The sequence below is a fragment of the Shewanella sp. 10N.7 genome, assembly GCF_020806285.1.
GTDB lineage: Bacteria > Pseudomonadota > Gammaproteobacteria > Enterobacterales > Shewanellaceae > Shewanella > Shewanella electrodiphila.
The window spans coordinates 67,907-87,963 of the sequence record NZ_JAJGZS010000002.1; the positions used below are offsets into that span (position 1 = coordinate 67,907).

The 20,057-nt window shown below is 40.2% G+C and carries 11 protein-coding genes and 1 tRNA gene (1 of these 12 cut by a window edge); 8 read left to right on the top strand and 4 right to left on the bottom strand.

What is annotated here, in order from left to right; translation table 11 throughout:
* Nucleotides 1–87: 87 nt before the first annotated feature.
* The 5 genes from LMH66_RS02265 (at nucleotide 88) to LMH66_RS02285 (ending at nucleotide 9,799) form a co-directional block, all read left to right on the top strand.
* On the top strand, nucleotides 88–2,238 hold the full coding sequence (locus tag LMH66_RS02265; RefSeq protein ID WP_229368271.1) for a TonB-dependent receptor: 2,151 nt from the start codon (nucleotides 88–90) through the stop codon (nucleotides 2,236–2,238).
* Nucleotides 2,239–2,281: 43 nt separating this feature from the next.
* Complete coding sequence (locus LMH66_RS02270) at nucleotides 2,282–3,646, top strand: cytosine permease (protein ID WP_229368273.1); 1,365 nt, start codon at nucleotides 2,282–2,284, stop codon at nucleotides 3,644–3,646.
* 164 nt (nucleotides 3,647–3,810) lie between these two features.
* Nucleotides 3,811–4,929 carry a DUF917 domain-containing protein gene (locus tag LMH66_RS02275; RefSeq protein WP_229368276.1) on the top strand — a complete coding sequence of 373 codons (1,119 nt, stop codon included), beginning with the start codon at nucleotides 3,811–3,813 and terminating at the stop codon, nucleotides 4,927–4,929.
* A gap of 667 nt (nucleotides 4,930–5,596) precedes the next feature.
* Entirely contained in the window at nucleotides 5,597–8,572 is a 2,976-nt protein-coding gene (locus LMH66_RS02280; protein ID WP_229368279.1) for a TonB-dependent receptor, read from the top strand.
* Between the two features lie 345 nt (nucleotides 8,573–8,917).
* The gene (locus LMH66_RS02285) at nucleotides 8,918–9,799 is read left to right on the top strand and encodes an NAD(P)-dependent oxidoreductase (RefSeq protein WP_102528374.1); all 882 of its coding nucleotides are present in this window, start codon (nucleotides 8,918–8,920) and stop codon (nucleotides 9,797–9,799) included.
* Between the two features lie 86 nt (nucleotides 9,800–9,885).
* On the opposite strand, the gene LMH66_RS02290 is transcribed toward LMH66_RS02285, so the two are convergent.
* Nucleotides 9,886–10,488: a glutathione S-transferase family protein gene (locus LMH66_RS02290; protein ID WP_267869061.1), complete on the bottom strand. Its 603-nt coding sequence runs from the start codon at nucleotides 10,486–10,488 to the stop codon at nucleotides 9,886–9,888.
* A 60-nt stretch (nucleotides 10,489–10,548) separates the two neighbouring features.
* Entirely contained in the window at nucleotides 10,549–13,971 is a 3,423-nt protein-coding gene (locus LMH66_RS02295; protein WP_229368282.1) for a PAS domain-containing hybrid sensor histidine kinase/response regulator, read from the bottom strand.
* 186 nt (nucleotides 13,972–14,157) lie between these two features.
* On the opposite strand from LMH66_RS02295, the gene acs reads away from it, so the two are divergent.
* The 3 genes from acs to LMH66_RS02310 all read left to right on the top strand — a co-directional run bounded on the left by acs (nucleotide 14,158) and on the right by LMH66_RS02310 (nucleotide 18,431).
* On the top strand, nucleotides 14,158–16,110 hold the full coding sequence (acs, locus tag LMH66_RS02300; RefSeq protein WP_229368285.1) for an acetate--CoA ligase: 1,953 nt from the start codon (nucleotides 14,158–14,160) through the stop codon (nucleotides 16,108–16,110).
* Nucleotides 16,111–16,340: 230 nt separating this feature from the next.
* Complete coding sequence (locus LMH66_RS02305; RefSeq protein WP_229368288.1) at nucleotides 16,341–18,098, top strand: DEAD/DEAH box helicase; 1,758 nt, start codon at nucleotides 16,341–16,343, stop codon at nucleotides 18,096–18,098.
* 72 nt (nucleotides 18,099–18,170) lie between these two features.
* Nucleotides 18,171–18,431, top strand: a complete 261-nt coding sequence (locus LMH66_RS02310; protein ID WP_102528371.1) for a GrxA family glutaredoxin — start codon at nucleotides 18,171–18,173, stop codon at nucleotides 18,429–18,431.
* 113 nt (nucleotides 18,432–18,544) lie between these two features.
* Here the strand turns inward: LMH66_RS02310 and LMH66_RS02315 are convergent, their stop codons facing one another.
* Nucleotides 18,545–19,714 (bottom strand): DcaP family trimeric outer membrane transporter, encoded by a 1,170-nt coding sequence (locus LMH66_RS02315; protein ID WP_229368304.1) that lies wholly within the window; start codon nucleotides 19,712–19,714, stop codon nucleotides 18,545–18,547.
* A gap of 328 nt (nucleotides 19,715–20,042) precedes the next feature.
* Nucleotides 20,043–20,057 (bottom strand) — tRNA-Lys (locus LMH66_RS02320); it runs 151 nt beyond the window's last position.

The window sequence follows — 20,057 nt, forward strand, 5'->3', positions numbered from 1 at the left end:
TCCACAAAGCGCCACAATGGTTGTAACGGATATCACACATGCACAATATTTACATATTTATGCATATCAGCCTATGAGGGCAAACACATGAACCACAGCCATCGTCAGTTTTTTTCAAAAACAATTTTAGCCTCTGCCATCAGTTTATCATTTATTAATATTGCTCATTCGGCAGAAGAGCAACAATCGAGCAATGCTGATACTGGTATTGAGCGAATTGAAGTAAGCGCTCGTGGCCGTGTGGAAACCCTGCAAAATGTACCTGACTCTGTTACCGCATTCAGTGGTGATATGATCCAAAATCAGCGCATTGAAAACTTTCGTGATGTTGCTGATCTGACCCCAAACTTAAGCCAATTAGATAACTTTCGCCCTGGTTTAGCGCGTATTACGATTCGAGGCCTCATCACCCCACAGGTAGGAGATGCGCCATTAGCGTTTGTCGTCGATGGCGTTACAGCCCCTGATTTAGAGTTTATCAACCAAGACTTAGTTGATATAGAACGTATCGAAGTGATGCGTGGTGCCCAAGGTGCGCTATACGGTAAAGGCGCTATCGGAGGCGCAGTCATTGTGACCACAAAAAAACCAACTGAAGAGTTGGAAGGCACGCTAAAAGGCTCATATGGTAATGGCAACACCTATAATTTAAATGGTGTCGTCTCTGGTGCATTAAATGATGACAGTAGCGCTTTCTTTCGCGTCGGTGGCTACACCAAAAATTCAGATGGTTTAATTGATAATGTATTTTTAGATGAACAAGCAGATTATTTTTCCGAAGACTCGGTTTTTGGTCAGCTAGAGTTCGAATTAACTGACGATACTAGTTTAAACCTTCGCGGCAGATACACTACCAGCGACGCGGGTTTTGCTTATTATCAAGGTGTAACAGAGGAAACTGCTGAAGATTTTGATATTCCAACCTCTCAAAATATTCGTAATAACGATCAACGTGATGTTTATGAAGTCAGTGCAAAATTAACTCAACACTACGACCTTGGTACATTCGACTTAATCACAGCCTATAGCAGCTCTGAGAACAATCACTTTTACGATGGTGATTACTCGGCTGATCCAACCTTTATTGACGAAGAAGACTTTTTCCGTGCCCCATTTGGCACTGAAGGCCTATTTGATGTGAAATCATTCACGGTGGAATCTCGATTCACTTCTCAAAGTGACCAACCATTAAGATGGGCTGTATCTGCGTTTTATCAAGACAAAAAACGTGATAACACCATTAACTTCTTTGACGATTTCTTAGGTGATGTCCCGTTAGACAGAGATGACTTTACTGACGATATGATTTATCTGACCATTGCTGATAAAAATAGCAGTAAAGCCTGGGCACTATCAGGACAAATCAACTATGACATTACCGATAAACTTGAGTTGACTGCTGCGCTTAGATACGACAATGACAAGCGAGAGTCTTACGATCCTAATTATCCAGTAGACACATTTGCTGAAGATACATTCAGTGAGTGGCAACCTAAATTCACTTTAGCTTATCAAATGAACCAAGATTTATTACTTTATACCGGTTACTCAAAAGGCTTTAGAAGTGGTGGTTTTAATGAACCAGCAGAAGGAATTAATCGCGTATTTAATCAAGAAGTATCCGATAGCTATGAAGCGGGTTTTAAAACGACATTATTTTCAAATACAGTAACCTTAAACGGTGCAATCTTTATGATTTCACAATCTGATGCGCAAATTACCCAATTTAATGTTGATAGCTTTACCCTAGAAAATCTTGCTATCGATAAAGTAGAAACCAAAGGTGCAGAAGTTGAATTAGGTTGGGCTGCGACAGAGAATCTTGATGTGCGTTTTAATGCTGGCATTATTGATTCTGAAATTAAAGAGTTCTCCGATAGACCTGAACTTGAAGGCTACTCACAAGTGTGGGTGCCTGAATACAGTTATACACTTTCAGCTAACCACTTCTTCCCTATTGGGGCTAATTGGTCAATCGTTTCGCGAGCAGATATTCAAGTACAGGGGCCACAATATTTTGATATTGAAATTCCTGATGTCACTTCATCAACGTTCACCTCTATTAACGCTGGCGTTGGTTTACAATCTGACGATTGGACAGTACAACTTTATGTGAATAACCTTACCGATGAACGCACAATTGAAGATATCTTCTTTTATGGGGATGGCGTAACTGACTTAGCACGTATGCCAAACAAACCTCGTACCTATGGTATTGAAGCCATATATAATTTCTAACTACTATTTTTCAAGGCCTCAAAAAGAGGCCTGTCGAGGTTTCATGTCAGTCAATCAGCCATCGCAATCAATTGAGCCCCAACAAAGTTCAAATACTCCTATTGATGAGATATTTGAAGATTACGCCACTTGTCCCGTGCCAGAGCATAAAACGATAGGTGGAGTAAGAATTGGCATGATTAACGGTGGGCTAGCTTTTGCTGTTCCTGGCCTAATTACGGGACTTGAATTAGGCAATGCGCTTGGGCTTGAACAAAGTATTTATGCCTTTTTAATAGGCGGATTAATTCTTTCTGTCTTAGGCGTGGTCACTGGTCTAGTAGGCATGCACAACCGATTAACCTCCTGTATGACGATGAAGTTTGTTTTCGGGACCAAAGGCGCTAATTTCCTGAGCCTTGCCTTTGTGTTGTCATTGTTAGGTTGGTACGGCGTCAACATTAATCTATTTAGTGAAGTATCCCAGACTCTGCTGCTGCAAATGTTTAATGTCAAAGCCCCTATTTGGCTATTGGAAATATCAGCTGGCGTCTTAATTACGCTCACAACAATCTGGGGCTTCACTTTAATTGAGAAACTGTCTAGCTTATTTGTTCCTGTTCTATTTTTTTTAATAGCTTACTTATTATATAAAAGCCTCGGGATAGAGACATCAGCAGGCCTCGGATTAAATTTATCATCAAATAGCACAGCCGAACCAACCTCTTTCTCCCTCACCTTCGGCGAAGCCGTTTCAGCCGTCGTGGGTAGCTTTATTGTCAGTGTGGTATTAATGCCAGACTTTACCCGCTTCGCTAGAACTAAAACAGATACTGTTGTTGCCTCATTTTTACCATTTTTATTGCTCAATACTTTTGTATATATTGCGGCCGCAATAGCAGGCATAGCGGTTCAACAGAGTGACATTTTACAAGTCATGCTAACGCTAGGGTTTGGGATTTTCGCATTCGTCTTGTTAATTATGTCAAGTTGGGTCACTAATGTGGTTAACCTATATAGTGCTGCACTCGGTTTTAATGCAATTAATGTTCATTGGAAAGAGTGGAAAATCATTGTTGCAGCAGGTGTTTTAGGCACTGTCATTGCCTCATTTAATTTATTAGCAAACTTTACCGACTTCCTATTTAGTTTATCCATTATTTTTACCCCTGTTGCAGCCATTTATGCGGTGGATTTCTTCCTACTGCGCCATCAACAACCATATCAATTGAAAGATTTACCGCAAATGCCAGCAGTTAATCACTGTGCCGTCATAGCATGGGGAGTGGGCATTGCTACTTCAATCATGGTCAATCAGGAATATTTCACTCTCACAAGCATTGAAGTCTGCGACGCAATGCTTCTTACCATGTTGTCTTACTATGTTTTGAGTAAAGCATTTGGTTTTAAAAAGTGTCTAGGCAAATAAAATCACTGGTTAATCGGTATAAACCCAACAAAAATTATCGTAAAGCGACAAGATTTGAACATAAAATTTTTGACGAATAATTACTATGATGATGGCTATAAAACTCAAATTAACGCTCGTTTTATATCGATTAAACCAATAGAAGTCACTAGGTATATATAAAAATGAAAACACTCACTCGAATAGACTTATCTGATATTTTACACGGCTGTGCAATTCTCGGCACAGGCGGTGGTGGTGAGCTTGACGAGGGCTTCTATTATATTGATAAAGCACTAGCAGAAGGTAAAACCTTTAACTTAGTCAGTGTTGATGATGTGCCAACAGGTAAAAAAATCTGCACTCCTTATATGCTCGGTGCATTATCACCACTCACAGTAGAGGAAGAGCAGGAATATACGCGTCTGCCTAAGTCAAATAGCAGCTCAATCATGACCGCTTTCAGGCGCTTAGAAAAATACACGGGCGATGAATTCTACGGCACCATTTGCTGTGAATTAGGCGGTTCAAATACCGCTATCTCATTCTACGTTGCAGCAATGGCAAATGGCTATATTATTGATGCTGATGTAGCAGGACGAGCAGTGCCAGAGATAACCCATTCAACTTACTATTTTAATAATATTCCAGCAGCACCAATAGTCACAGCTAATGAGTTTGGTGAGTGTTTTATCTGTGAAAATGTCGTAGATGATTTACGCGCTGAAAGCGTTGTCCGTGCTTTATCTATGATAAGTCGCAATGACATTGCCGCGATTGATCATGCTATGCCCATTGAGCAAGTAAAAAATGCCGTCATTAAAGGAACAATTTCTAAATCATTAGCGATTGGTCAGGCTTATCGTCTAGCCAAAGAACAAAGCGAAGATATTGCAACTGCGATAGCAAGTCACGGTGAAGGTTATGTGGCATTCAGAGGTGTGGTCACTGATTTTAACTTTAAAACCCAAGATGGCTTTACTATAGGCGAAGTATTTATTGACGGAACGGGTGAATTTAAGAATAACCGTTACCATATCGAAGTAAAAAATGAGAACCTTGTGGCCAGGGTCAATGACAAGGTTGATATCACTATTCCTGACTTAATTTGTTGCTTAGATATGGATAACTTAACCCCTATTACCAATCCTAATTATCATAAACAGATGAACGTGGCCATTGTAGTACTTCCCGCACCTAAAGAGTTCATCACTGAGCGCGGACTTTCAGCTTTTGGACCTGCTTACGTCGGGATTGATACCCCTTACCAACCTGCCGTTACACGTTATTTTGCTAACAAATGAGACTGCATTAACTAAAAACTAATCTCATCAACTAAATTGCTGAACTTGATATTGAGTTCCGCAATTAATCCCTCTGCCAATGTTTAACAACTATTTATATTGAGCACCAATATGTTAATTTTTCACAGGTTCGTTACATTATTACAAGTTTGAAAAATCCTCGCCTGAAATTGCAAATTTTAAAATATGAGTTTAACACCTGTTTTATAAGTACTTTTTACAACATCACCTAATTTAAACTTGATTTATTTCAATTAAAATCTAGGACTACGTGAATAAGTTCTGTAATAAAAACAACACCAACTGGTATTACCAATACGTAGGTTGATACATTACCAAAATTTAGACAACTGTATTTAAACTATCAAAGCCCCACATCTACAGCACGACCACCGATAAAGATTAAACCCCATAAAAACAGATAGATGAGCCAGAATACAGCTCAGAACTGGCCCCAGTCTTAGCACTACTAAAGAACAGCCAGTATCGTTCATAAATAGCGACAAACCAAGAAAGATTAGACCTTGGTAAACCAATGTGAACATTTTGGTAATAATAGGTTGCATTCGAATTACCCTTGTTATATAAATGTTGCTGTTGATAAAAACAACAATAATTGGTCATACCAAAGGGTAATGTATGACCTGATACCATTCTTGGGGGAATTATGAAGCTGAATAAAATAAGTGCCATGTTTAGTGACACTAAAAGTAAAGCGACTAATATATCAATTTTCGGTGCAGCATTAACAGCACTGTTAACACTACCAGCTTACGCTGCAGAACCAACTGAACAAACAGATACCGATGACATCGAAGTGATTGCTGTTAAAGGTATCTTCGGTAGTTTGAAAGCGGCAAACTTAATGAAACGAACTGATGATCGTATCGTTGACGCTATTGTTGCTGAAGACATAGGTAAGCTACCAGATAACAACATTGCAGAAGCATTACAACGTATTACAGGTGTTTCAATTGGCACTGACTTTGGTGTTGGTGAATCTGTCACAATTCGTGGTGTATCAGAAAACCTTGTATTACTTAATGGCCGTTCAACTGCTGGCGCTGGCCGTGGCGGTATCGGGTTAGATGACTTCCCATCAAGTTTCTTAAAAACAGTAGAAGTAATTAAGTCACCGACTCCTGACATGATTGAAGGTGCCTTGGGGGGTACTGTCAACATGAAAACGATTCGTCCACTAGAACTTTCAGAGCCTCTAGTAGCGATAACGTTAGACGGTGAATACGCAGACAAAACTGAAAATACAGCACCTAATTTCTCTATGGGTATTGGTAATAACTGGGACCTCGGTGATGCGGGTTCATTTGGTGCGTCAGCTAACTTAGCTTATCTAGATCGTGAATTACGTCGTGATGAGTTTTTTAGCAAAGTAGATTTACAAGACAATATTGACATTGATGGTGACGGTATTGTTGATGATTCTGGTGGACCAAATGGTAAATACCTGCGTCGTACTCAGAATACAGTAGAGCAAAAAACAGAAGAACGTGAACGTACTGCTTATGGTATCTCGCTACAATGGGAACCTGTGAGCGCAGAAGCTAATATTTATCTTGATTTGAATGCCACAAAGCTTGACGGTGGTCAATCAGCGTACTCTATTCTTGATGTGGGCGGTTCTAGTGTCGCTAGAAGTGATTCATATTATGATAGTAATGGTGAGTTACATAACTACGATTTAGATGGCGTATTAGTGATTCCAAAAACATGGAGTGACTTCACTACATCGGATACCACTTCACACGCTATTGGCGGTGAATGGTTCTTAACTGATTCAATTGAAATTTCTGCTGAGTACTCTTTATCAAAATCTGAAGAAAAACAAACAGCAAACGAATTCAACCTACGTCCTATCGAACGTACCGATCCTACAACTGATTTAGTGACTCACACCAGTACGAGTAGCTCTTATTCAGGTGGCGGCATTCCTGGTTATATGTATGCCGACTCGGGTATGTTAACTAACCCTGATAACTTAGTATTCCGTGAATTTTTCCACAAAACATTAGAAACTGACAATGAAGAACAAGCACTTCGCTTTGACTTTAAAATGTCTGATATCGGTGTAGATTGGGTATCAGCGGTTAAAGCTGGTGTTCGCTTTACTGATAGAGACTACACAGCTAATCGTTATGATCTTAAGCCAATTAATGGCAATACCACGCTAAAAGATTCATACAAGAATGCCGTTGATGATAATGGTAATTTTGCGCCAATCTGGATTGATAATGCGCTTCTTAGCGATAGCATGAACATTGTTAATTTAAATAACTCATTTGATCAAACTGGTGTGAACGGTCAAAACGATTTATTAACATACAATGTTTACGATGCTGATCAGTTGCAAAATACTGAAGCAACTTATGAACTTGTTAAGCAAATGCTTGCAGGCACGTCTTATGCTATGAACGGCTCTTTAGCTGACAACATGGTAGAAGATAATGGTGCATATAAAGAAATTAATGAGAAAACCAGCGCGATTTATGCTCAATTCCATTTGGATTTCGACGACCTAACAGCGGTATTCGGTGGTCGTTATATTCAAACAGAACTTGAATCAAGTGTTGTTGCATCGGTTGATGCTGATGGTAATAAAGTTTTAGATACAGGTAAAAATGATTATTCGGATTTCCTACCTAGCTTAAACGTAACTTATACGTTAACTGACGAAACCTTAATGCGTTTCGCAGCTGCTAAAGTAATGCGACGTGCAGACTTTGATGAATTAAGCCCTGCATTATCAATTGATAACTCGTTAGTGACTGGTACTCAAGGTTCTTACCAACTTGAGCCATACCGTGTAACGCAATATGATTTCTCGGTTGAGCATTACTTTGGAGACGGTGGTCTAGTTTCTGCTGCACTTTTCTATAAAGATGTTAACTCATTTACCCAAACTGACAGCAGCTGTTTAGCAGATGCAAGCACTGTCTCAGGTCAAAACACCACTGAGTGGGGGAACATTTGTTTACTCGACACAGCAGGACAAAGCCAAGGCGATGTTAACTTTGCTACAGAAGATCAAGGTTTAGCTTACGTTGACCAACAAAAAGCGGCTGGCCAAACGGGTATCGTAATCGATACTGACGTTAATGGCGGTAGCGGTGAAGTAAAAGGTATTGAATTAGCTTATCAACAGCAGTTTACCTTCTTACCTGGTTTCTGGTCTGGTTTTGGTGTTAATGCCAACTATACCTATGCAGATAGTGCACAGCCTGACGGTAACCCTCTTCTAAATATTTCAGAAAATACGGCTAACGGTCAAATTTACTGGGAAAATGAAGATCTTCAGTTCCGTTTAGCATACAACTGGCGTGACCGTTACTTATATTCACAAGCTGAAAAACGTGTTCAAACAGTGGGTGCTTTAGGTTATAACGTATTTAACCAAAATGACCCTACTGCAGACAACTTTGATGCAACTGTGGGTAACAACTACCGTGAAGCCCGTGGTCAGTTTGATTTCTCTGCTAGCTGGGATATCAATGAACACTTTGCTGTTGTCGGTAACGTTGTGAACTTAACAGGTGAACCAATTGAGTACACAACTGAGCTAGGTTCAGTATGGAAATACAGTGAATCAGATCGTCGTTACACTCTAGGTCTACGCGCTAGATTCTAATTTAGCCACACCTTCGAAGAGAGCCTATTAAACATTAATGGGCTCTCTTAAATAAATACAAATAGCCACACCACTTTGTTTACTTCAAAAAACAACCAAAATCACAAAATCACAAATTGGTAAACCAATTAAGATAATTGGTCAGTAATAGTTTGGCTTTACAGTCTTATTGTAATACAATTAAAAAATCAGAAGTAAGTAAAGTATTCGAATCATTAATTGAATATATAAAGCCAACACTGAAATTCAGTCATCGCTTTATAAAAATAACTTAGCACGCCTATTCTAGATGCTAGATTTTATTAGCATTCGGATAGCATTTACCAATATATTTAGGAGTTAGATATGACAAAGCCTGTCATTGGTTTCATCGGACTTGGCCTTATGGGCGGCAACATGGTTGAGAACCTTCAAAAGAGAGGTTATCAAGTCAATGTAATGGATCTTAGTGCAGAAGCTGTTGCTCGTGTTATTGACCGTGGTAACGCAACTGCCTTTACTTCAGCAAAAGAACTAGCAGCAGCGAGTGACGTTGTTCAATTCTGTTTAACGACTTCAGCTGTTGTTGAAAAAATTGTTTACGGTGATGACGGTGTTTTAGCCGGTATTAAAGAAGGATCTGTATTAGTTGACTTCGGTACTTCTATCCCTGCTTCTACTAAGAAAATCGGTGCTGCACTAGCAGAAAAAGGCGCAGGCATGATTGATGCACCTTTAGGTCGTACTCCTGCACACGCTAAAGATGGTCTGTTAAACATCATGGCTGCTGGCGAAATGGAAACATTCAACAAAGTTAAAGCGCTTTTAGAAGAGCAAGGCGAGAATGTATTCCACCTAGGTGCATTAGGTGCTGGTCATACTACGAAGTTAATTAACAACTTCATGGGCATGACAACCGTTGCAACTATGTCTCAAGCATTTGCTGTAGCAAAACTTGCTGGTGTTGACGGACAACAACTGTTTGACATTATGTCAGCTGGTCCTTCTAACTCACCTTTCATGCAGTTCTGTAAGTTCTACGCTGTAGACGGTGAAGAAAAATTAGGTTTCTCTGTTGCTAACGCAAACAAAGATCTTGGTTACTTCCTTGCAATGTGTGAAGACTTAGGTACTAAGTCTTTAATCGCTCAAGGTACTTCAACAAGCTTACAAGAAGCGGTTGATGCAGGTATGGGTCAGAATGACGTACCAGTAATTTTTGATTACTTCACTAAACTAGCAAAGTAATTTAAAACTGACTCAAATAACCTTACTAGGGTGTCACTGTTTGAACAGTCACACTCGGTAAGGTTTTTTTATGCCTGTAATATCCCTTAGTCTATCATTGCCACATACCCAATTTGCTCAGTAATTCTAAATAACCAGTTTTGAATATTGGGATATACTGACAAGTCAAAACCGCCTTCATGAGCAACATGAGTATATGCATAAAGGGCAATATCAGCCAAAGTAAATTGCTCCCCTATCATAAACGGCTTAGCCAGAAGCTCTTTATCGAGCAAACTTAATATCTGCTCACCTTTCTCATGTAACACAATATATTCAGATTGACGTTCAGCAGGCATATTTTGATAAAACTGAATAAAACGCGCCACTGCGATGCAAGGTTCGTGTGTGTATTGCTCATAAAACATCCATTGATACATTAATGCCTTGTCGAATGTATCATGAGGGATCAACTGCGAACCTTCAGCTAAGTAACCAATGATTGCGTTTGATTCAGCTAATATTTTGCCATCAGGCAGTTCAATAATGGGGACTTTACCTTGTGGGCTTTTAGTTAAAAAATCAGAGGTTTGCGTCTCCCCTTTAAGTAAGTCTACGTTTTTCCACTGATAGTCTATGTTGAGTAAACTAAGAGTTAACTTAATTTTGTAACAGTTACCTGACTTTTCATCCCCAAAGACTGTAATCATTCTTCATCCTTTCGATTTGTTTTTTCAATACTTAAGTCTGTGACTTATTATCTAAAAATTTTATTTTACTAGGCTTGAAATAAGTGCCCTCAGCGCTGCGGGTTTTACCATTTTCGCCATATAGTGATAGCCGCGTTTTTGAACATCATCAACGAGATCTTTATTAGTATTGGCTGTAATCAAAATACCAGGTAGATGCTCACCATAACGAGAGCGAATACCGTCCATCGCATCCACGCCATTTTGGTCATTATCTAAGTGATAATCCGCTAACACAATATCTGGTGCCACGCCTTTTAAGCCCAGCTTAATACGTGCATCGGCTAAATCAGACGCGCAAACCACTTCACATTTCCAGCGGGTTAATAAACTTTCAAGCCCTGCTAAAATAGCTTCTTCATTATCAATACATAACACTTTCACCCCCGCTAACGGTTGAGTTAATGTTGGTACTGGCTTGATCACTTTCTCGCTAATCGTTTCTCCAAGGGGCACAATTATCGAAAATACAGAGCCCTGTCCGAGCTTTGATCTCACTTGAATTTGATGGTCGAGTACTTTGCTTATTCTATCTGCAATCGCCAACCCTAACCCCAATCCGCTGACATTACGGCTACTAGGATGATTTAGCCGTTTAAATTCTTTAAAGATTTCTTCGGTTTCGTTTTCGTCAATGCCACAGCCTGTATCCAATACTTGGATCTCAACAAAATCACCACGGCGGCGACAACCAAGCAATACTTGACCACCTTTGGCGTAACGATAAGCATTGGTTAAGAAGTTTTGTAAAATACGTCTTAATAAGGATAAATCAGAATTAATCGTGGCATTACAAGGCATCATGTTAAATCGAATTTGATTATCTTTCGCCATCGCCGCAAACTCTACAGCTAAACCATTTAACAGTTCACCCAATGCGAAATCTCGGCGATTAACTTCGACCATGCCTGAATCAAGCTTGGAGATATCGAGTAAATCCGTTAACAGCTCACCAGCTGTGCGCAAAGAGTTATTAATATGCGAAATGGTGGTTTTACCTTCCAAATCCAAATTTGGATATTGAGCAAGCGAAGCGGTAAATAATCGAGCGGCATTTAAAGGTTGCATCAAGTCATGACCAACTGCTGCTAAGAAACGACTTTTCGAGGCATTAGCAAGCTCTTCTTGGGCTTTAGCCTCAAGCAGTTCACTGTTAAGCATCGCCAGTTCATAAGTACGCTCTTGCACACGAGTTTCTAAGGTTTCATTCGCTTCAATTAATGCTTTTTCTTGCAGGCGATATTGCGTAATGTCAGTAAAGGTCATTACAAAGCCACCATCAGGCATTGGATTACCTTGTATCTTAATGACTTTGCCATCACGGCGCTGACGCTCAGAAGTATGCTCTGTGCCATTACGCATGTGTTGCACCCGAATATCAACTTGAGTTTCGATATCTCCTTCACCGCAATAACCTCTAGCAGCATTAAAGCGAACCACTTCACTAATCGGCATACCTTGCTGTAAAAAACCTTCAGGATAATCATACAGCTCAGCATATTTAAAGTTCCATGCAACAAGGTTTAAGTCTTTATCGACAACACTCATACCTTCATATGCATGCTCAATCGCACCACGAAGCATGTCTTGGCTTAAAATGATTTTTGAAGAGGCTTCATCCACTAAGCTGAACACTTCATCAAGGGCTAAGTCACGCCCTTGTAGAACAGAATCCATGACCAATGAGGCACTTGAAGCACCTAACACACCTGCCAGCATATGTTCTGTGTGAGAAATAAGCGGCTCCCCTGCCACTTTGTGCCACGAGTCACTGCGCACTGCATCGGGTGAAAATTTACTAAAGCTCTCATAAGCCCGAGTAGGACTGACAAATCGACTGGCAAGGATTAATAAATCTTGCTGTGAAATAGCACCATGTTTACGGTTAGCATCTTTTTTATCGCCCTGCTTATTAACCCCTGGATTAATAAAGTGACTTGCTTGAATACGTTCAGCGACACCGGCTCTAAACCATAAAGAACCTAAAACATAACAAATTACATTGGCTAAAAGTGCAATCAAGGTATCAGCAACTTCAGGGCTGATTGAAGCTAATAATCCTGTGTCTCCTCCAAGTCCGACACTGCCTTCAAATAAAATGTAACACCAAAGCGAAAAGCCAACCGCTAAACCAAGAAACACCCCAGAGCGGTTACCATACTTCCAATACATTCCGCCTAATAAAGCCGGTGCTAATTGCGCAAATGCACCAAAAGATAACTGACCAAGATGTGATAATGACTCACTATTACCAAACAATAGGTAACTTAAGTAACCTAACGCCAGAATGATAACAATGGCTAAACGGCGTGCGTTTAATAAGAATCTAGCAAACTGATTAAAATTGGTACCGTTAACGCGCCCAGTACGTAGCATAAATGGGACTAACCATTCATTACTTATCATCACACTAATGGTCACAACCGCTACGATGACCATCCCTGTAGCAGCAGATAAGGTACCCAGTAGTGCAATAACCGCAAGCACGGGTTGATCGAGTGCTAACGGCAGGTTAATCACATAAGTGTCAGCAGCAACGTTATCTCCTAGCAATAAGGTGCCAGCTAAAGCAAGCGGAGCAACAAACAAACCAAACATGGCGAGGTATAGCGGAAATATCCATCGCGCTTTATTCAGTACAGTTTCTTCAGCACACTCTACGACCATCACGTGGAACTGACGTGGCATACACATAAAGGCCGCAATACCCACCAGCATTTCGGGTAAAAATGAAACAATATTCAAATTACCTTTTTTAATAATGTCTTTTTCTGATGCTTGTTGCCAAATGTCACCAAAGCCATCAAAAAAACCATAGGTAATCACAAAACCAACAATCAAAAAAGCGGCTAATTTGACTAATGACTCAAATGCAATTGCCACCATCATGCCAGGATTATGCTCGGTAGCATCTAGCTTTCTTGTGCCAAATAAAATCGCAAAAATGGCTAAAACGAAGGTGATTAATAAAGGGACACTCACAGGACTGAGTGGCTGATTATCGGGTTGAAAAAGATTTAAACTAAATACCATCGCTTTAAGTTGTAAGGCGATGTAAGGCATTATTCCAAATAAAGCAATTAAGGTAACGATGGCGGCTAAGGTCTGAGACTTACCATATCGCGCAGCAATAAAATCAGCAACAGAGGTAATATTTTGCGCTTTTGAGATGATAACCATCTTGCGCAGTACCCCAAAACCTAGGGTAAAGACCAGTATCGGACCTAAATATATTGGTAAAAATGACCATAAATCGTTTGCAGATTGACCTACTGTGCCCAAAAAACTCCATGACGAACAATAAACCGCTAGACTTAAGCCGTATATCCAAACCTGCACCTTTTTGGTGATCTTGCTAAACCACCGCTCAGCACCCCATGCCAAGATGAACAGTAAAGAAACATAGCAAATTGCAATGACAGCAACGACTAAGGTTAAATTCATGGCTTTCTCTTCTTATTATATTTGCTTAATAATTGGGCAATAATTCTGTATCAATTTGATGCCATGCTAACATGCGCAACAGGTTAAATATTAAGGATATTTTAAAACTAGACCAAGGTCTAATAGTGTTAACCTCACCTTGCAGACGATACTTTCGTAACGCTAAATTCGACAAAGGGAAGCCATATGAGCTCGCAGTCTCTCTATAAAGTACCAGCAGATTTTGCAACCAACGCACTGGTAGACAATGATACCTATAAGAAAATGTACCAAGAATCTGTGGTAAATCCAGAAGGTTTTTGGAGAGAACACGGTAAGCGTATTGATTGGATCAAACCCTACACCAAAATTAAGAAAACATCATTTGATGATCATAACCTTTCCATCAATTGGTTTTATGACGGTACATTAAACGCATCAGCGAACTGTTTAGATCGCCACCTTGAAAAGAATGGCGACCGTGTTGCTATCATTTGGGAAGGCGATGATGCCACTGAACAACGTAAAATAACTTACCGCGAATTGCACACTGATGTGTGTAAGTTTGCTAACGCCCTTCGTAGCCAAGGTGTTTGTAAAGGTGATGTCGTTACAATCTACATGCCTATGGTCCCTGAAGCGGCCGTAGCAATGTTAGCCTGTGCTCGCATTGGTGCAGTCCATTCAGTAGTGTTTGGTGGCTTCTCACCAGACTCTATCGCCTCTCGTGTAATTGATGGTAATTCAAAAGTTCTTATTACTGCCGATGAAGGTGTTCGTGGTGGACGAAAAATCCCATTAAAACGCAGTATTGATGATGCGCTGAATAATCCTGATGTTGATTGTGTGGAAAAAGTCATTGTACTTAATCGTACTGGTGGCGACATCGATTGGGTTGAGGGTCGTGACGTTTGGTGGAGTGATGTGATGGCAACAGCATCAGAACATTGCCAAGCAGAAGAAATGGGCGCAGAAGACCCGCTATTTCTACTTTACACTTCCGGTTCAACTGGTAACCCTAAAGGCGTTTTACATACGACCGGTGGTTACATGGTCTACGCTTCAATGACTCACGAATACGTCTTTGATTACAAAGAAGGTGAAGTCTACTGGTGTACTGCTGATGTAGGCTGGATTACAGGTCACTCGTACATGGTTTATGGCCCATTAGCTAACGGGGCAACTGTACTTATTCATGAAGGCGTTCCTAACTCCCCAGGCCCTTCTCGTTTAGGTGAAATGATTGACCGTCATAAAGTTAATATCCTTTACACTGCGCCGACATTAATCCGTGCATTAATGGCTGAAGGTAAAGAACAGTTTGAAGGTTTCGATGGTAGTTCATTACGCGTCATGGGCTCAGTAGGCGAACCAATCAACCCAGAAGCATGGCGTTGGTATCATGAAGTCATTGGGCATGAGGCTTGTCCTATTGTCGATACCTGGTGGCAAACAGAAACTGGCGGGATTTTGATTAGCCCGTTACCTGGCGCAACTGATGCAAAACCAGGCTCTGCGACTCGTCCTTTCTTTGGCGTGCAGCCAGCTCTAGTGGATAACATGGGCAACATTTTAGATGGCGCTGTCGATGGAAACCTAGTCATTCTTGACTCATGGCCTGGACAAATGCGCACGGTTTATGGCGATCATGACCGATTTGCACTGACATATTTTAAAACCTTTAGAGGTATGTATTTCACTGGCGACGGTGCACGTCGTGACGAAGATGGATATTACTGGATTACCGGACGTGTGGATGATGTTATCAATGTTTCTGGTCACCGTTTAGGTACTGCTGAAGTTGAGAGTGCCCTAGTTTCACATGAGCTAGTTGCTGAAGCCGCTGTAGTTGGTTACCCCCATGACATCAAAGGTCAAGGCATCTACGCTTATGTGACTCTGACCAAAGGTGTTGAAGAAACCGAGGAGCTACGTCAAGGGCTTCGCCAATGGGTAAGAAAAGAAATTGGTGCCCTCGCGACCCCTGATTTAATTCAATGGGCTGGCGGTCTACCTAAAACACGTTCAGGCAAGATTATGCGTCGATTCTTACGTAAAATTGCCGCTAATGAAGTAACTAACTTAGGTGATTCGTCGACATTGGCAGATCCAGCAGTTATCGATACCCTAATTGAATCACGTTTGAATAAAACAGAATAACGCTAACAATATTTGTTAGAGGTTATTCAAAACCTTTTACGTCCTACCCACCTAGAGAATCTTGACCAGATTCTCATTGCCCCCTCAATTGAGGGGGCTTTTTTATGTCACATAACCATTTTAGCAATCTCATTGTTCCTGATTTAGCGGGCTTCCATGCTAAAGTAGCTATTCAGTCATGAGTCATGCTCATATTTCTAATTATTGAATTATTATTAAACAACGAGTTTATGTCAGTAACCATTTCGCTTCGTGATTATCAGCAAGATTCAGTCAATGCGGCTATTACTCACTTTAAGAAAAGTAATGATTCAGCAGTATTAGTTTTACCTACCGGTGCAGGAAAAAGCATTGTTATTGCAGAGCTTGCACGGATCGCTCGCGGTAATGTTCTAGTACTCACTCATGTAAAAGAGTTAGTGGCACAAAATGCTGAAAAAGTGGCTCTGCTCACCGAAGAGGCCAGTATCTATTCTGCGGGTCTAAATCAAAAGAAAGCCGTTGGTAAAACCGTTGTTGCCAGTGTGCAATCTGCAGCTCGGGCACCTGAAAAATTTACTCAAGTGTTTTCATTAGTCATCATCGATGAGTGTCATCGAGTCAGTAACGATGAAAATAGTCAATACTGGCAACTACTTGAACATTTAAAAAAACAAAACCCACAACTTAAACTGCTAGGTTTAACCGCCACGCCCTATCGATTAGGATTAGGATGGATTTTTCGCCACCACTATCACGGTAAAGTCGGCAATACTGAAAAGCCTATATTTGAGCAATGTATTTTCGAATTGCCTATGCGTCCGCTAATCAAGCAAGGGTATTTAACCGCCCCGAAAATCTTTGATGGCTTAAGTGCACAATATGATTTTAGCCAAGTCACGCCTTCTGAAACAGGGGAATTCCCCCAAAAAGAAGTTGATGATTTGCTCAATCATCAAGGCCGTGCAACCACAGCCATTATCAAACAAGTTCTACAACTTGCAGAGCAGCGTAAAGGCGTGCTTATTTTTGCAGCTACGGTTAGGCATGCAAAAGAAATCATTAAGTTGCTGGCAGATGATGCCGCTTTAATTACTGCTGATACTCCTCATATTGAACGCGATGAAATTATTTCCCGCTTTAAACAGCAGCAACTTAAATTCATAGTTAACGTTGCAGTGCTAACAACGGGGTTTGACGCACCTCACGTTGATTTAATCGCGATATTAAGACCCACAGCATCCGTAAGCTTATTTCAACAAATGATTGGCAGAGGATTACGTTTAGCGCCTAATAAACCTGATTGCTTAGTCATAGATTACGCTGCAAATGGCTATGATTTATATTTCCCAGAAGTCGGCCAAGTAAAAACTAACAGCAAGTCGGTTCCAGTTCAGGTTCATTGTCCTGTATGTCAATTTGCCAATACCTTTTGGGGGCTAGTTGATGGCGACGGTGATATCGTTGAACATTTTGGTAGGCGCTGCCAAGGGCTTATCGAAAATACTCACGATACTCAAAAACATCAATGCGATTTTCGTTTTCGCTCTAAATCGTGTCCAGACTGCGGCGCTGAAAATGATATTGCTGCGCGTATTTGTCAAACTTGCCAATCAACCTTGATTGATCCCGACAAACGCTTAAAACAAGTGCTTTCATCACAGCATCATCATTTATTTAAATGCCAAGAAATGCAGTTAGTCGCTGAAGGCAATAAATTAATAGTCCAGTATTTTGATATTGACGCCAATGACTTTAAACAAACGTTCAGAATGGAAACACCCGCTCAACGTCGCGCCCTATTCGCCATTTTTGTTGCACCTCATTCTCGCACTCCAGGAATGAAACACCCACAATATAAATCACCTCAGGAATTAGTCGTTTCGTCTGAAAACTTTAAAACTCCTGATTTGCTGTTATTAAAAAAACAGAAGAATAAATGGGATTTAGTTGAAAAGTTTTTTGACTACAAAGGCCGTTATAAAACAATCAATGAGAACAGTTTTTAATTGGGTAAGGTATAAATTATCAATTCAATAAAACTTATGGTATAAATCGTCAAATCAAAAAAAGGAGTCACTATGTTTGTTGTAATTTTTGGCCGTCCAGGCTGCCCATATTGTGTTCGTGCTGTTGAATTATCAGAAAAATTAACTGCGCAGCGTGACGATTTTAAATTCAAATACGTAGATATTCATGCTGAAGGCATTTCTAAAGCAGATTTAGAAAAAACAGTAGGCAAGCCTGTTGAAACTGTACCGCAAATCTTTGTCGATGAAACTCACGTAGGTGGTTACACTGAATTCGAACAGTATGTTCGTTCAAACAACTTGTTAGGCTAATTAGCAACTTAAAAATTTGATAATTCACGTCATTAAAAAAGGGTTAATTCAATTGAATTAACCCTTTTTGTTGTAACAAAGCTCATGGGGGGAGAAGTTACACGTAAACTGTTTTACAGAACGTATTTAGCTGAGAACATAATTCGGCTTAAATCACCATCACTACCATCTTCTCTTTCGTTCATTGCATACATATATTCAACACCAAAAGTTAATGGCTTAGTTGGAGAATAAAGTAAGTTAATATAGCTTGAGTAAGACTCGGCATTCACTTGATCGCTTGATAACATTGTGTCGTTATCTGCTTTAAATGCTGATACGGTTAAACTTGAACGCCATTTATCATTCCACCAGTGGCGATAAGCAGCATAACCACCATAAGAGCTGATGGTCTGGATTTCACCTGAAGCATCAAGGTTACCAGCGTTAGCATAGTTAAGCGCCATATAACGCCCTAAACCTTCACCGTAAGTCGCTGAGAATTTAAAATCATCACTACCTACTGGGATAACACCAGCAATACTCGCACCATAACCCATTTCAGTTGAATCTATAGATTGTGTCACATCACCGTCACTATCTTTCAGATTTTGCTCTACATTTAACTGACGTAAAATACCTGCAACAGAAATCGCTGTACCACCTTCAGTCTTAAAGTTATAGCGCGCAACCACATCAGGTACGATACCACTGCCACTGGTTAATCGAGAGGATGTTTGATATTGGTTAACTGTTGTTTCAGGGTTTTCAATCGCTAATTGGAATCCACCATTGGTATAACGAATCATTGCTTGACGCACGAACGGCGTACCTTCTGCTGCGCCAACAAAATCTAAGTTTTCTGGTAATGCACCTGGATTTTGGAAGGTCGTCCATGTTTGGCCCACGGTCCAATTGTCGTAACTAATAAATGCCTGGCGAATTCGAGGTGAATAACTATTAGAAACACGCTCGTTACCATCGCTATGTGTCATAAAATCTAATTCAATAAAACCCGTTAATTTATGGCCGTCAAAATCAGACACGGTTTTGAAATTAAATCGAGTTTCACGGGCTTGAAAGTCGACGACTTGATTACCATTGCCGGCTTCCCCATAAATAGTACCTGGAACATAAAACTGACGAGATAAACTTCCTGAGTCTGGAGCTCCGTTACCATAATCACTGAACATCACATCAGCTTTAACATAACCACCAAACTGCATGTCAGTATCCGCATAACTCACATTACTTAATGCCAGCATCGAAATACCTATTATTAAACCAATTTTTGCTTGTTTCATCATGCTCTCCCTGTTCTTATCATCCATAGCAATATGACCCAGTTAACAACTAATCAACATTAGCAATAGGTCTATTAGACAAAAGTAGATGAGGAGCCACTTAAATTATCAGAGAAGAATGACACGAGTTATGGGTAAATATTTAAATTAAAAAGGTTTAGCAATGAAAGTGAAGATAAGAAAAAGAATGCTTAAAAGCTGTAGATACTAATTTAGTTTTATAGAAGAGTGTAACTTTTAATATCACGGTAGTAAGTGTAAAGCGAAGTTAAATATTGAGAGGAGGAACTGAATTAAAGCCAAACTGGCAATCTCACTTTCAGAAAAGTGGTGGGTCGTGAAG

Coding starts and splice junctions, on each gene's coding strand:
- LMH66_RS02275 (WP_229368276.1), top strand. CDS start 3,811: ATGAAAACACTCACTCGAATAGACTTATCTGATATTTTACACGGCTGT.
- LMH66_RS02290 (WP_267869061.1), bottom strand. CDS start 10,488: ATGATTACAGTCTTTGGGGATGAAAAGTCAGGTAACTGTTACAAAATT.
- LMH66_RS02295 (WP_229368282.1), bottom strand. CDS start 13,971: ATGAATTTAACCTTAGTCGTTGCTGTCATTGCAATTTGCTATGTTTCT.
- acs (WP_229368285.1), top strand. CDS start 14,158: ATGAGCTCGCAGTCTCTCTATAAAGTACCAGCAGATTTTGCAACCAAC.
- LMH66_RS02315 (WP_229368304.1), bottom strand. CDS start 19,714: ATGAAACAAGCAAAAATTGGTTTAATAATAGGTATTTCGATGCTGGCA.
- LMH66_RS02280 (WP_229368279.1), top strand. CDS start 5,597: ATGAAGCTGAATAAAATAAGTGCCATGTTTAGTGACACTAAAAGTAAA.
- LMH66_RS02305 (WP_229368288.1), top strand. CDS start 16,341: ATGTCAGTAACCATTTCGCTTCGTGATTATCAGCAAGATTCAGTCAAT.
- LMH66_RS02310 (WP_102528371.1), top strand. CDS start 18,171: ATGTTTGTTGTAATTTTTGGCCGTCCAGGCTGCCCATATTGTGTTCGT.
- LMH66_RS02285 (WP_102528374.1), top strand. CDS start 8,918: ATGACAAAGCCTGTCATTGGTTTCATCGGACTTGGCCTTATGGGCGGC.
- LMH66_RS02265 (WP_229368271.1), top strand. CDS start 88: ATGAACCACAGCCATCGTCAGTTTTTTTCAAAAACAATTTTAGCCTCT.
- LMH66_RS02270 (WP_229368273.1), top strand. CDS start 2,282: ATGTCAGTCAATCAGCCATCGCAATCAATTGAGCCCCAACAAAGTTCA.